The sequence below is a fragment of the Methyloversatilis universalis FAM5 genome (genome assembly GCF_000214035.2).
GTDB classification, from domain to species: Bacteria; Pseudomonadota; Gammaproteobacteria; order Burkholderiales; family Rhodocyclaceae; genus Methyloversatilis; species Methyloversatilis universalis.
In genome coordinates, this window is sequence record NZ_AFHG01000052.1 from 474,062 (window position 1) to 489,092 (window position 15,031).

At 70.2% G+C, this 15,031-nt stretch carries 7 protein-coding genes; 5 read left to right on the forward strand and 2 right to left on the reverse strand.

What is annotated here, in order from left to right; genetic code table 11:
* Positions 1-7 precede the first annotated feature (7 nt).
* From METUNV1_RS13160 to METUNV1_RS13180, 5 genes are all read left to right on the forward strand, one after another.
* Entirely contained in the window at positions 8-3,106 is a 3,099-nt protein-coding gene (locus METUNV1_RS13160) for a multidrug efflux RND transporter permease subunit (protein WP_008062554.1), read from the forward strand.
* Positions 3,107-3,335: 229 nt separating this feature from the next.
* A complete protein-coding gene (locus METUNV1_RS13165; protein WP_008062555.1) occupies positions 3,336-6,443 on the forward strand; it encodes a multidrug efflux RND transporter permease subunit in 3,108 nt (1,035 codons plus the stop codon).
* Positions 6,440-7,855, forward strand: coding sequence for an efflux transporter outer membrane subunit (locus tag METUNV1_RS13170; protein WP_008062556.1), 1,416 nt, complete (start codon positions 6,440-6,442; stop codon positions 7,853-7,855). The genes METUNV1_RS13165 and METUNV1_RS13170 overlap by 4 nt, the downstream gene beginning before the upstream one ends.
* A gap of 100 nt (positions 7,856-7,955) precedes the next feature.
* Positions 7,956-9,581, forward strand: coding sequence for a FecR family protein (locus METUNV1_RS13175; RefSeq protein WP_008062567.1), 1,626 nt, complete (start codon positions 7,956-7,958; stop codon positions 9,579-9,581).
* Between the two features lie 67 nt (positions 9,582-9,648).
* Entirely contained in the window at positions 9,649-12,540 is a 2,892-nt protein-coding gene (locus METUNV1_RS13180) for an EAL domain-containing protein (protein WP_008062569.1), read from the forward strand.
* A gap of 46 nt (positions 12,541-12,586) precedes the next feature.
* On the opposite strand, the gene METUNV1_RS13185 is transcribed toward METUNV1_RS13180, so the two are convergent.
* Together METUNV1_RS13185 and METUNV1_RS13190 are read right to left on the reverse strand one after the other, a co-directional pair.
* Positions 12,587-13,345 (reverse strand): phasin family protein, encoded by a 759-nt coding sequence (locus METUNV1_RS13185; protein ID WP_008062581.1) that lies wholly within the window; start codon positions 13,343-13,345, stop codon positions 12,587-12,589.
* 66 nt (positions 13,346-13,411) lie between these two features.
* Positions 13,412-14,977: an acyl CoA:acetate/3-ketoacid CoA transferase gene (locus METUNV1_RS13190; protein WP_232416221.1), complete on the reverse strand. Its 1,566-nt coding sequence runs from the start codon at positions 14,975-14,977 to the stop codon at positions 13,412-13,414.
* Positions 14,978-15,031: the final 54 nt, after the last annotated feature.

A 15,031-nucleotide genomic window follows, 5' to 3' on the forward strand; every position in this document is an offset into this window, starting at 1 on the left:
ACCGTCGATGAATCCGTCCCGTCTGTTCATCCTGCGGCCGGTGGCCACCTCGCTGCTGATGGTGGCGCTGCTGGTGGCTGGCTTCCTCGCCTACCGACTGCTGCCGGTGGCGGCGCTGCCGCAGGTCGATTACCCGACCATGCAGGTGGTCACCTTCTACCCGGGCGCCAGCCCGGAACTGACCACCTCGCTCATCACCGCACCGCTGGAGCGTCAGTTCGGCCAGATGCCCGGTCTGGTGCAGATGAATTCCATCAGTTCCGCCGGCGCCTCGGTGGTGACGCTGCGCTTCGGTCTGGACATTTCGCTCGATACCGCGCAGCAGGAGGTGCAGGCGGCGATCAATGCGGCCACCACGCTGCTGCCGTCCGAACTGCCGGCACCGCCGGTCTACAGCAAGGTGAATCCGGCCGACGCGCCGGTCATGACGCTGGCGGTCAGTTCGAAATCGGTGCCGCTGCACCTGCTGGAAGAGGCGGTGAGCAACCGGCTGGCGCAGAAGATTTCGCAGCAGTCCGGCGTCGGTCTGGTCAGCATTTCCGGCGGCCAGCGGCGGGCGGTGCGGGTGCGCGTGAATCCGTCGGCGGTGGCCGCCTACGGCCTCAGCCTGGAGCAGCTGCGCGCTGCGGTGGTGGCCACCAGTTCCAATCAGGCCAAGGGCAGTTTCGACGGTCCGACCCGGGCCACCACGCTGGACGCCAACGACCAGCTGCGTTCGGCCGACGAGTACCGGCGCAGCGTGATCGCGTGGAAGAACGGCGCGCCGATCCGGCTGCAGGACGTGGCCGAGGTGGTCGATGGCCCGGAGAACCGGCTGCTCGCTGCCTGGGCCAATGAAACGCCGGCCCTCATCCTGAACATCCAGCGTCAGCCGGGCGCCAACGTGATCGACGTGGTGCGACGCATCCAGGCGCTGCTGCCGGAACTGCAGACCGCGTTGCCGGACGCGGTGGACGTGCAGGTGCTGACCGACCGCACCGAGTCGATCCGCACCTCGGTGCATGACGTGCAGGTCGAACTGGTGATGGCGGTTCTGCTGGTGGTGGCGGTCATTTTCGTGTTCCTGCGCAACGGCCGCGCCACGCTGATTCCGGCGGTCGCGGTGCCGCTGTCGCTGGTCGGCAGCTTCGCGATCATGTATCTGGCCGGCTTCTCGGTGAACAACCTGACGCTGATGGCCATGGTGATCGCCGCCGGCTTCGTGGTCGACGACGCCATCGTGATGACCGAGAACATCGCCCGCCACCTTGAAATGGGCAAGGGCGCGATGCAGGCCGCGCTCGATGGCGCGAAGGAAATCGGCTTCACCATCATTTCGCTCACCGTGTCGCTGGTGGCGGTGCTGATTCCGCTGCTGTTCATGCAGGACGTGGTGGGCCGGCTGTTCCGCGAATTCGCGCTCACGCTCACCTTCGCCATCCTGCTGTCGGCCGTGGTGTCGCTGACGCTGACGCCGATGATGGCCGGCCGCCTGCTGAAAGCCGAAGGCGGCCACGACGCGCCGCACGAGGGCTGGTACGCGCGGCTGCTGGCCGGCTACGAGCGCACGCTGGGCTGGGTGCTCGATCACCAGCGGCTGACGCTGCTGGCGGCGGTCGCCACGTTCGCGGTCACCGCGCTGCTGTATCTGGCGGTGCCGAAGGGCTTTTTCCCGGTGCAGGACACCGGCCTGATCCAGGGCGTGTCCGAAGCCGAACCCACCATTTCATTCGCCGCGATGAGTGCGCGCCAGCAGGCGCTGGCCGAAGTGCTGCTGCGCGATCCGGACGTCGACAGCGTCAGTTCCTTCATCGGCGTCGACGGCCAGAATCCGACGCTGAATACTGGCCGCATGCAGATCAAGCTCAGGCCGCTGGCCGCGCGCAGCGACCGCGCGCCGGACATCGCGCGCCGGCTGGAAGCGGCCGCGCGTGAGGTGCCGGGTATCACGCTCTACCTGCAGCCGGTACAGGACCTCACCATCGAGGACCGGGTGACCCGCGCCCAGTATCCCTTCGTGCTGCAGGCCACCCGGCATGAAGACCTGCTGGAATGGGTGCCGCGGCTGGTGGAGGCGCTGCAGCATTCGGACCGGCTCGCCCAGGTCAGCAGTGATCTGGCCACCGGCGGCCTGCAGGCCTATGTGGACATCGACCGCGCGACTGCCGCCCGGGTCGGCGTGACCGTGGCCGACATCGACGCCGCGCTGTACAACGCCTTTGGCCAGCGGCTCATTTCGACCATCTTCACCCAGTCCAGCCAGTACCGCGTGGTGCTGGACGTGCAGCCGCAGTTCCAGATCGGTCCGGAGGCGATCGCGCAGCTGCACGTGATGTCGGCCGACGGCCAGCAGGTGCCGCTGGGCAGCCTGGTGCGGGTCGAGGAGCGGCCGGCCCGGCTGGCGCTTGGCCGCCAGGGGCAGTTCCCGTCGGCCACGCTGTCCTTCAACCTGCCGCACGGCGTGTCGCTGGGCGAGGCGGTGGACGAGGTCGAGGCGGTGCGCGCCCGGCTGGGCATGCCGGCCACGATGTCGCTGAAATGGCAGGGCGCGGCGGAAGCCTTCCGCGCCTCGCTCACCAATACGCTGTGGCTCATCCTGGCGGCGGTGGTGACCATGTACATCGTGCTGGGCGTGCTGTACGAAAGCTATGTCCATCCGCTCACCATCCTGAGCACGCTGCCGTCGGCCGCCATCGGCGCGCTGCTGGCGCTGCTGCTGGCCGGCCAGTCGCTCGACATGATCGCGGTGATCGGCATCATCCTGCTGATCGGCATCGTGAAGAAGAACGCCATCATGATGATCGACTTCGCGCTGGAGGCCGAACGCCATCAGGGCATGGCGCCGCGTGACGCCATCTTCCAGGCCTGCCTGCTGCGCCTGCGCCCCATCCTGATGACCACCGCCGCCGCGCTGCTCGGCGCGCTGCCGCTGGTGTTCGGCGGCGGCATGGGTTCGGAACTGCGCTTCCCGCTCGGCCTCACCATGGTGGGCGGCCTGCTGGTGAGCCAGGTGCTCACGCTGTATACGACGCCGGTCATCTACCTCGCCTTCGGGCGCCTGTTCCGGCTGCCGCCGGCCGGGGCAGCAGCGGATGCAGAGGCGGAAGCGGGGAGCGCAGCGCGATGAGCATTCCGCCCGGCCGCCCGAAGAAATGCTCACCCTCCCCCGGGGAGGATGTCGCGCAGCGACAGGAGGGCTGTCTGGTCTGCATTCCGCCCGGCCGCCCGAAGGGATGCTCGCCCTCCCTCGGGGGTGGAGCAGGGGTCTCGCGGAGCATGGCTCCGCGCCTGCGTAACGGGCCGTCCGTGCCGGATCGGCACTGCCAGGTGCCGCGCAGCGGCAGGAGGGTCTGGCAATGAGCGCCTGGTCGCTGCCGATCAGCCGGCCGGTCGCCACCACGCTGCTCACCGCGGCGATCGCGCTGGCCGGCGCCATTGCTTTCCGTTTCCTGCCGGTGGCGGCGCTGCCGCAGGTCGATTTTCCGACCATTTCGGTCAGTGCCGCGCTGCCCGGTGCCAGCCCGGAAGTGATGGCGGCCACCGTGGCCACGCCGCTCGAGCGCACGCTGGGGCGCATCGCCGGCGTCACGGAAATGACGTCCAGCAGTTCGCAGGGCAATACCCGGGTCACGCTGCAGTTCGAGCTCGACCGCGATGTCGAGGGCGCGGCGCGCGACGTGCAGGCCGCGATCAACGCCGCCCGCGCCAGTCTGCCGACCAGCCTGCCGTCCAACCCGACCTATCGCAAGGTGAATCCGGCGGATGCGCCCATCATGATTCTGGCGATCACGTCGGATACGGTGCCCATCCCGCGGCTGTACGACATCGCGTCGACCGTGCTGGCGCAGAAGATGTCGCAGATTCCGGGCGTCGGCGAGGTGACCGTCGGCGGCGGCGCGCTGCCGGCCATCCGGGTGCAGGTCAATCCGGAGGCGCTGCAGCAGCACGGGCTCACGCTGGCCGACGTGCGCAACCGCATCGTGCAGTCCAACGTGAACCGGCCCAAGGGCTTCGTCGAACAGGACGGCCGCTACTGGCAGATCGAAGCCAACGACCAGGCGCGGCGCGCGGCCGACTACGTGCCGCTCATCCTGAACCACACCTCGGGCGGGGTGCTGCGGCTGGGCGACGTGGCCACGGTGAGCGAATCGGTGCAGGACGTGCGCAATCTGGGCCTCACCAACGGCAAGCCCACGGTGCTGCTGGTGGTGACCAAGCGGCCGGGCAGCAACGTGATCGAAACCGTGGAACAGGTGCGGGCGCTGCTGCCCGAACTGTCGGCCAGCCTGCCGGCTGCGGCCCGCATGGAAATCGCGCTGGACAGTTCGGTCACCATACGCAGCGCGCTGCATGAAGTGGAGATCGCGCTCGCCATTTCGGTGGCGCTGGTCATCCTGGTGGTGTTCCTGTTCCTGCGCAACGCGCGCGCCACGCTGATTCCGGCGGTGGTGGTGCCGGTGTCGCTGGCCGGCAGTTTCGCGGTCATGTACCTGCTGGGCTTCAGCCTGAACAACCTGTCACTGATGGCGCTCACCATCGCCACCGGCTTCGTGGTCGATGACGCGGTGGTGGTGATCGAGAACATCGCCCGCCACATCGAGCGCGGGCTGAAGCCCTTCGAGGCGGCGGTGGCCGGCGTACGCGAGGTCGGCTTCACTGTGGTATCGATCAGCCTGTCGCTGGTGGCGGTGTTCATTCCCATCCTGCTGATGGGCGGCATCGTCGGTCGGCTGTTCCGCGAGTTCGCGCTCACGCTGTCGGTGGCGGTGCTGGTGTCCATGGTGGTGTCGCTGACCGCCGCGCCGATGCTGGCGGCCCGCCTGCTCAGGCATCAGCCGGTCGAGCAGGAGGCGCGCTGGCAGCGGCTGCTGGCGCGCGTGTTCGACGACATCCAGCTCGCCTACGCGCACAGCCTGGACTGGGCGCTGCGCCACACACGCATCGTGATGCTCATCTTCCTCGGCGCCATCGCGCTGAACGTGTGGCTGTTCGTCATCGTGCCCAAGGGCTTCTTCCCGAATCAGGACACCGGTCGCCTGTTCGGCAGCCTGCGCGCCGACCAGAGCACGTCTTTCCAGGCGATGACCAAGAAGATGGCGCAGGCGGTGGAGGTGATCCGCGCCGATCCGGCGGTGGACAACGTGAGCGCCTTCACCGGCGGCGGTCGCGGCGGTGGCGCCAACAACGCAAGCTTCTTCGTGAATCTGAAGCCGCTGGCCGAACGCGGCGTGCCGGCGGACAAGGTGATCGGCCGGCTGCGCGGCAAGCTGTCGCGCATCGAAGGCGTGCAGCTCTTCCTGGTGGCGGCGCAGGACCTGCGGGTGGGCGGCATGCGTTCGTCCTCGCAGTATCAGTTCACGCTGACCGCCGACAGTCTGCGCGCACTGCGCGAATGGGCGCCGAAGGTGCGGAACGCGATGAGCGACCTGCCGCAGCTGGTCGACGTCGGCACCGATCAGGAAGACCGCGCCGCGCAGACCCGGCTGGTGTACGACCGCGACACGCTGGCGCGGCTGGGCCTGACGCCGGGTACGGTGAACCAGGCGCTGTACGACGCCTTCGGCCAGCGGCAGATCAGCACGCTGTACGAACCGCTGAACCAGTACAAGGTGGTGCTGGAGGTCGATCCGGCGCGCGCGCAGGACCTGTCGGCGCTCAACTCGATCCGGGTGGCGACCTCAGAAGGCGGCCTGTCGCCGCTGGCCAGCTTCTCCCGGGTGGAGGAGGGCGTGATGCCGCTGTCCATCGCCCATCTCGACGGCATGGTATCGACCACCCTTTCCTTCGGCACCGCCGACGGCGTTACGCTGGCCCAGGCGATGGAGGCAATCCGCGCCGCGATGGTCGACATCGGCGTGCCGGCCAGCGTCAATGCCGGTTTCCAGGGTTCGGCGCGCGCCTTCCAGCAGTCCTCGTCCAATCAGCCGCTGCTCATCCTGGCCGCCATCATCGCGGTCTATCTGGTGCTGGGCATCCTGTACGAAAGCCTCATCCACCCGCTGACCATCCTGTCCACGCTGCCTTCGGCCGGCATCGGCGCCATCCTCGCGCTGATGGCGTTCAACATCGAGTTCGGCCTGATTGCCGTGATCGGTCTGCTGCTGCTGATCGGCATCGTGAAGAAGAACGCCATCATGATGATCGACTTCGCGCTGGAGGCCGAACGCAAGCGCGGACTGGCGCCGCGCGAGGCGATACGCGAAGCCTGCCTGCTGCGCCTGCGGCCCATCCTGATGACCACGCTGGCCGCCATGGTGGGTGCGCTGCCGCTGGCGATCGGCTTTGGCGAGGGCTCGGAACTGCGCCAGCCGCTGGGCATCGCGGTCGTGGGCGGCCTGATGGTGAGCCAGTTGCTCACGCTGTACACCACGCCGGTCACCTATCTGTACCTCGAACGTTTCAGCCGCTTCTGCGGCCGCATCCTGTCGCGCGCGCAGCGCGCTCCGGTCTCGTCCGCCTCATGAAAAAGAAGACACTGACACCGCTGCTGGCCCCGGTTCTTGCCGCGCTGATTGCCGGCTGCACCACGGTCGGCCCCGACCACCAGCGCCCCGCCTTCGACCTGCCCGCCGATTACCGCGCCGCCGACGGCTGGAAGCCGGCCACGCCGGCCGACCACCTGCCGCGCGGCGAGTGGTGGCGTGCTTACGGCGACCCGGTGCTGGACGATCTGATTGCCCGCACCGACCGCGCCAACCAGACGCTGAAGGCCGCACTCGGCACTTACCGCCAGGCGCGCGCCGCCGCCGCGCAGGCGCGTGCCGGCTTCCTGCCGGAGGTGGGCCTGTCGGCCACCGCCCAGCGCAGCCGCAGCGCCGCCATCCAGGGCCGCTCGGCCAATCAGTCCAACACCACCCAGCTCGGGCTGGACGCGAGCTGGGAAGCCGACCTGTGGGGCCGCATCGGCCGTCAGGTCGAGGCAGCGGGCGGCGATCTGGACGCCAGCGCCGCCGATCTGGCGTCGGTGCGGCTGTCGCTGCACGCCGAACTGGTGCAGAACTACTTCCAGCTGCGGGTGACCGACACCCAGCGCGCGCTGTACGCCCGTACCGTGGCCGCCTACGAAAAGGCGCTCGAACTGGCGCGCAACCGCATCGCCGCCGGCGTCGCCACCCGCGGCGACGAGGCGAGTGCGCTGGCCCAGCTGCGTGCGGCGCAGGCGCAGGCGGTCGACCTCGAACTGACGCGCAGCCAGCTCGCCAACGCGATCGCGGTGCTGGTGGGCGAGCCGGCGTCCAGCTTCGCGCTGCCGCCGGCCGACGCGCTCGCCGGCGTGCCGGCGGTGCCGGTCGGCCTGCCGTCCGAACTGCTGGAGCGGCGGCCGGACATCGCCGCCGCCGAGCGCCGGGTCGCCGCCGCCAATGCGCGCATCGGCGTGGCGCAGGCGGCCTGGTTTCCGTCGCTGACGCTGAACGCATCGACCGGCTATGCCGGCAACGCTTTCGCGCAGTGGTTCTCGGCCTCCAATCTGGTGTGGTCCTTCGGGCTGTCCGCGGCACAGGCGGTGTGGGACGGCGGCCGGCGCGACGCGCAGATCGAGGCCGCCCGCGCCGCGCACGAGGTGACCGTGGCCGACTACCGGCAGACTGTGCTGATCGCGCTGCAGGAGGTGGAGGACAACCTCACCGCGCTGCGCCTGCTCGATGACGAAGCCGCACTGCGTGCCCAGGCGCTGGCCGCCGCACGCGACGCCGAGGCGCTGGCGCTGAACCGCTACCGTGCCGGCACCGCCAGCTACACCGAAGTGATCACCGCCCAGACCACCGCGCTGGACAACGAACGCACGCTGATGCAGCTGCGCGGCCGGCAGTTCTCGGCCAGCGCGCTGCTGAACAAGGCGGTCGGCGGCGGCTGGGACGGCCGGCTCAGCCCCTGACCCGGCTTTCCGGCACCGGAACCGGCGCCGTGATGGATTTCGATGTCTTTCGGGTAGCGCGGAGGCATAGAATCCCGGAATTGCCTTTCGGGAGAAGGTCTTGTCTCCAGAGCGGTCCGCCGCGGCTTCGAGCCGTGCTCTTGCCTGCTGTCTGCTGCTCGCCGCGCTGCCGGCCGTGGCGGCCGATTTCGCCTACGAAATCCGCGCCGGCGACAACCCGTGGAACCTCACCCAGCGCTACCTGAAGGATCTGTCCTACTGGCCGCGCATCCAGCAGTACAACCGTATCGCCGAGCCACGCCGCCTGCAGCCGGGCGCGCGCCTGCTGATTCCGGAACAGTGGCTGCGACTGCAGACCCGCGAGGTGCGGATCGACGCGGTGCATGGCGAGGTGGCGCTGACCGGTGCCGACGGCCAGCACAGGCCGGCGCGCGTCGGCGATCTGCTGACGCCCGGCATGAGGCTGGCGACCGGCGAGGTAGGCAGCGCCGCGCTGGCCTTTGCCGACGGCAGCCGCGTTCAGCTGCGGCCGCGCAGCGAACTGGGCGTGCAGCAGTCGGCCGACTTTGCCGCCGGCGCCGGCAGCTGGGTGCGGCTGGAACTGCTGCGCGGTGCGGTCGATAGCCTGGTCGCGCCGCGCAGCGGCCCGGCCGGTCGCTTCGAAATCCAGACCCCGGCCGCGGTGGCCGCAGTGCGCGGCACCCGTTTCCGGGTGCATGCCGACGGCGATGCCGCGCGCAATGAAACGCTGGAAGGCCGGGTGGCGTTCGGCAACGCCGCCGGCGAACAGTCGGTGACGGCTGGCCAGGGCTCTTCTGCCCGCACCGGTGTCGCGGCCACGCCGCCACGTGCGCTGCTGCCGCCACCGGCGCTGCCGGCGCTGTTCGCCGACCGGCTGCCGATCAACCGGCCGTTTCCGCCGCTGGACGGCGCCACTGCCTACCGGGTGCAGATCGCCGGCGATGTGTCCTTCGATACCGTGCTGATCGATGCCTTCGGCCCCGCGGCCGCGGTGCGGACGGCCGATCTGCCGGATGGCGCGTACCGGGTTCGGGTGCGCGGCGTCGATGGCGACGGCTTCGGCGGTCTGGATGCGGAGGCGGTGCTGACGGTCGATGCGCGGCCAGAGCCGCCGGTGCTGGTCGAACCGGGGCCGGACGCCCGGGTGAGCGACGCTCAGCCGGCGCTGCGCTGGAGCCGCGCCCGTGCCGACGAGCGCTGGCGCCTGCAGATCGCATCGGATGCCACCTTCTCCGGCCCGCTGGTCGACCGCGACGACCTGAGCGAACCGTCCTTCCGGCCGGACGCGCCGCTGCCGCCCGGCACCTGGTTCTGGCGCATCGCCAGCCGCAATCCGGACGAAGGCGTCGGCCCGTTCAGCGACGCCCAGTCCTTCCGCCGGCCGCCGCCCGGACCGGCGATGGAAGCCCCGCAGAGCGGCCCCGACGGCCTGACGCTGCGCTGGCGGGATGCCGGCCCCGGCCTGAGCTACCAGATCCAGATCGCGCGCACGCCGGACTTTGCCGCGCCCGAGGTCGATGCCCGGACCGACAGCCCGTCCTGGCTGATGAAGGATGCGCAGCCGGGTGTCTGGCACCTGCGGGTGCGCAGCTTCGCGCCCGACGGTTTCGAGGGCGACTGGGCGCCCACCCAGGCGGTGACCGTGCCCGAGCCGGCGCCCGCTTTCCGCCCGTGGTGGCTGCTGCCGCTGCTGTGGCTGATCTGAGACCCGCCATGCCGCGCCGACCCATCCTCTCCTCACGCCTGGCCCGGCGCCGGCAGGGCAGGGTGGCATGAACCGGCGCCGGCAGCTGGTGCGATCGCTGCTGGATGCCTACCGGCTGCCCTGGCTGCTGGCGCTGTGCGTCACGCTGGCGCTGTGGCTGACCGCACCGCTGTCGGTCGCCCGGCTGGATCTGCTGCTGTACGACCTGCTGAGCGTCGAACTGCTGTCCGAGCCGCCCGCTGGCGGCGCGACCGACACCCGCCTGCCAGTCGTGGTGGCGATCGACGACGCCAGCCTGCACGCGCTGGGCCCCTGGCCGTGGCCGCGCAGCCGGCACGCCGAACTGATCGACCGGCTGTCGCGCGCCGGCGTGGCCGGCATCGGCTACAGCGTGCTGTTCGCCGAGCCGTCGGACGACGCGGCCGGCGACGCCGCGCTGGTCGACGCGGTGCGCCGCGCCGCCAGCGTGGTGCTGCCGGTCGCCCCGCTGGCGCTGGAAGGCGGTGGCGTCGGGGCGCTCGAGCCCTGGTCCGAACTGGCTGCCGCCGCAGCCCGGCTTGCCCATGTCGATGTCGAGATTGACGCCGACGGCCTGTCGCGACGGCTTTTCCTGGAGGCCGGCGCCGGCAGCGCGCAGTGGCCGGCGCTGTCCTGGGCGCTGATCGACGTGTCGCGCAAGTCGCGGCCGCTGGCCGGTCTCGGCGGCCGTCGCGCCGATGACGGCCCGGCCGCCGGCCTGTGGGTGCGTGACCACGAAGTGCTGGTGCTGCCGGCCGAATCCTGGCCGCCGGCCCAGAAATCGGCGGCCGATCTGCTGGCCGGCCGGGTGGCGCCGCATCTGCTGCGCGGCCGCAGCGTGCTGGTGGGGGCCACCTACACCGGGGCCGGCGGTACGCTGAATACGCCGCTGTCGGCGCTGGCTGCGCCGATGCCGGCGGTGGAATTTCACGCCCGCGCCTACGCCGCGCTGCGCAACGACCGTTACGCCACCCAGCTGTCGCCGGTGTGGGCGCTGCCCGCCCCCTTTGCGGTGCTGGCGCTGCTGTGGTGGCGCCGCCCGCACGCCCGGGTGCGCGACCTGTTCGGCGTGCTGCTGGCGGTAGGGCTGCCGCTGCTGCTCAGCGCCGCGCTGCTATCCGGTCTGCGGGTGTGGCTCGCGCCGGCCACTGTCACGCTGGGGCTGTCGCTCGGTGCGCTGCTCTGGGGCACGGTGCGTACGCTGGATCTGGCGCAGCGACTGCGGCGCGCGAACGCCCGCGCCCATGCCACGCTGCACGCGATATCCGACGCGGTGCTGCAGTTCGACCGCAACCTGAACATCCATTACCTGAATGGCAAGGCGGAGGCACTGTGCGCCTGCCGGCTGGAGCAGGTGCGCGGCGGCGGGCTGGACAGCCTGCCGGCGATCGAGCTCGCGCTGCGTGAAACGCTGCAGTCGCTGCTGCAGCGCTGCCGCGACCAGGCCTGCGAACAGGCGGTGTCCGGCCACGTGCAGATGCCGGCCGGCCGTCATGGCCCGGCGCGCGCGCTGCGGCCGGGTGCCAGCCCGCTGTTCGGCCGGGGCGGGCGGGTCGAGGGCGTGGTGCTGGTGCTGAGCGACGTGTCGGACACCGTGGCCGCCGCCGACAAGCTGGCCCATCAGGCCACGCACGACGCGCTGACCGGCCTGCCCAACCGGGTGCTGCTGCGTGACCGGCTGCGTCAGGCACTGGCCCAGCGCGATGCCGGCATGGTGGCGGTGCTGTTCGTCGATCTCGACCGCTTCAAGCGCATCAACGACAGCCTGGGCCACCAGCAGGGCGACAAGGTGCTGACAACGCTGGCCAGCCGGCTGCGCACCGTATGCCGGGTCGGCGACACGGTGGCGCGCTGGGGCGGCGACGAATTCATGATCATCCTGCAGGGGCTGGCCGACCGCGACGCGGTGGCCCGGGTGGCCACCAAGGTGATGCAGGCGGTGGGTCAGGTGATCACGCTGGACGATGTCGACTTCCGCTTTTCCTGCAGCATAGGCATCGCCATCGCGCACGAGGACAGCGACGACGCCGACGTGCTGTTCGCGATGGCCGACACCGCTATGTATCGCAGCAAGTCGCAGTCGGGTGCGGCCATCCATTTCTACGCGCACGACATGAGCGCCGGCACGCGCGACTGGATAGAGCTGGAAGCCGACCTGCGCAACGGTCTCGACGAAGACCGGTTCGAGGTGCATTACCAGCCGCAGTACGAACTGGCGACCGGCAAGCTGGCCGCGTTCGAGGCGCTGCTGCGCTTCCGCCGGCACGACGGCCTGCTGCTGTCGCCCGGCGATTTCATCGCGGTGGCGGAAGAGTCCGGCCTGATCGAGGCCATCGGCGACTGGGTGCTGCAGGAGGTGACGCTGCAGATCGCCGACTGGTCGCGGCAGGGGCTGGCGCCGGTGCCGGTGGCGGTCAATGTGTCGGCGCGGCAGTGTCTGGGCCGCTCACTGGCGCGACGGGTCGAACAGGCGCTGCGGCAGTCACATATCGCGCCTTCGCTGCTGCGGCTGGAACTGACCGAAAGCACCGCCATGGGCGATGTGGACCACGTGGCGGCGCTGCTGGCCGACATCCGCGCGCTGGGCGTGCATCTGTCGGTCGATGATTTCGGCACCGGCTATTCGTCGCTGTCCTATCTGAAGCGCTTTCCGATCGACGAACTGAAGGTGGACCGCTCCTTCGTGCGCGATCTGGTCAGCGATCCGGACGACGCGGCCATCGTGCGCGCCACCGTGGCGCTGGCGCACGGCCTGGGCATGCGGGTGGTGGCCGAAGGCGTGGAGACGGTGGAACAGCTCAACCTGCTGGCCAGCCAGCAGTGCGATCTGGTGCAGGGCTATCTGTTTTCCAAGCCGCTGCCGGCCGAAACCGTGGTGGCGGAAGGCCTGCTGATGCCTGCTGAGGTGCCGACGCGAAACCTGCGGCTCATCCGCTCCTGAGCGGCCGGCTGTCCAGCCGCTCAGGTTGAGCGATCAGCCGGCCTGATCAGGCCGACGGCTTCTTGCGTGCAGCCGGTTTGGCGGCGGCTTTCGGGGCGGCCGGCTTGGCCGCGGTTTTCGCCGCCGGCTTGGCCGCCGCTTTCGGAGCCGTTCTGGTCGCTGCCCGGGCGGCCGGCTTGGCGGCCGGCACGGCTTCGGTGGCGGCGCGCACCGCTGCAGTGGTGGCCGCGGTGGCTGCGCTGGTGGCGGCGGTCGCCGCCGAGGCAGCGGCATTCGCGGCGGCGGTTGCGGCCGCAGCCGCGTTCTTTGGGGCCGCGCTGGCGGCGTTGCCGAACTGCTGGAAGGCGGTGCGGGCCACCGAACTGATCTGTTCGAAGGCGCTGCGCGCCTTGTCCATCGCCTCCTGCATCGAGCCCATGGACTGCTGGCTGTTGATCGGCATGCCGGCCAGCATCTTGCGCAGGCTGTCCATCAGGTCGGTGCCGCCGCTGTTGAGCTGTTCGCCGACCAGGCGGCCGAATTCCGCCTGCGTCTCGGCGGTGATTTCAGCGATCTGGCGTGCGCAGCCCAGCATCTTTTCGGTGGTGTTGCGTGCCAGCCGGGCGCGCAGTTCGACCTGAGCCACCGGTTCCCGGGTTTCCGACACCGCGCGGGCGTTGCTGACGCTTTCCTCGAACAGGGCGCGTGCGGTGTCCACCTGCAGCTGCATGATGCGCTGCGAGTTGTCCATGGACAGCTGGGCCAGACGCATGGCGGCTTCAATGTTCTTCTTCTGAAGCTCTGACATCTGTTCGGTCTTGTTCATCGTGCGCAACTCCTCTCTGGGTGGGGAACTGTTCGCCGGTCGACTGCGCCGTCGTGCGCCGCAGCTTCAGGACGATCCATCTGCATTGTGCCGCCACTGTGCGGCCAGTGCCATGACGCTGTCGGCAAAAAGCCGCGCCTGCATCGAGCGCAGCACCGGCGACACGCGTGGCGTGAAATCCATGTGGGCGAACACATCGCGCGCGAGGTCGATGCCCGGCGCGATCTCCACCACCTCCAGGCCGTCGTCCGCCAGCCGGAACACCGCGCGCTCGGTCACGTACAGCACGTCCTGCCCGCGCCGCCGCGCTTCGCGGCCGCTGAAGGTGCGGTGTTCGACCGCCTGCACGAACTTGCGGCTGCGACCTTCGGTCCGGATGTCGAGCCGGCCGTCGCGCACCGCGATGTCGGCGTCGCCGGCGGTGAAGCTGCCGACGAATACCAGCCTGCGGGCGTTCTGCGAAATGTTGATGAAGCCGCCGGCGCCGGCCAGACGGTGGCCGAAGCGCGACACGTTCACATTGCCGTCGGCGTCGGCCTGAGCGAGACCGAGGAAGGCGATGTCCAGCCCGCCGCCGTCGTAGAAGTCGAACTGGTAGGGCTGGTCGATCACCGCCTGGGTGTTCACCGCGGCGCCGAAATCGAGGCCGCCGGCCGGTATGCCGCCGATCACGCCGGGTTCGGCGGTCAGCGTCAGGTCGTCGATCAGCCCCTCTTCTGCCACCACCGCGGCCACGCCCTCCGGCATGCCGATGCCCAGATTCACCACATTGCCCGGCTGCAGCTCGAGCGCGGCCCGGCGGGCGATCACCTTGCGGATGTCCAGCGCCATCGCCGGCAGCGCGTCGGCCGCAAGCCGCGTCTCGCCGGAATAGGCCGGGTTGTAGGCGGTGGCGAAGGTCTGGTGATGGTGTTCCGGCGGCGACACGACGACGCAGTCGACCAGCACGCCCGGCACCTTGACCTGGCGCGGGTTCAGTTCGCCGCACCCGACCGTGCGCTCGACCTGCACGATGACCAGGCCGCCCGAATTGTGCGCGGCCATGGCGACTGACAGCGCCTCCTGGGTCAGTGCCTCACGCTCCATCGTCACGTTGCCGTCCGGGTCCGCGGTGCTGCCGCGCACCAGTGCGACGTGAATCGGGAAGGCCCTGTAGAAGAGAAAATCCTCGCCGTCGATCTGCATGCGCTGCACCAGATCGGCGGTGGTGGCGGCGTTGATCCTGCCGCCGCCGTGCAGCGGATCGACGAAGGTGTCCAGCCCGACCCGGGTGAGCTGGCCCGGCCGGTGTGCGGCGATGTCGCGGAACAGCTGCGAGATCACGCCCTGCGGCAGGTTCCAGGCTTCGATCCGGTTGCTCACCGCCAGCGCCTGCAGCCGAGGCACCAGGCCCCAGTGGCCGCCGATCACGCGCCGGACCAGCCCTTCGTGGCCGAAGTGGTTCAGCCCGCGGTGCCTGCCGTCGCCCTGGCCGGCGGCATACACCAGCGTGAGGTCGCGCGGTGCGCCGGTATCGAGGAAGCGCTGTTCCACCGCGATCGCCAGATGTTCAGCGAAGCCGATGCCGACGAAACCGGTGGTGGCGAGCGTGGCGCCATCCGGAATCCGCGCCACGGCGTCGGCTGCGCTCATGATCTTGCTGCGGGTGTGCGGCATGTGGGACGACTCGGGCATCGGAAGCGTCAG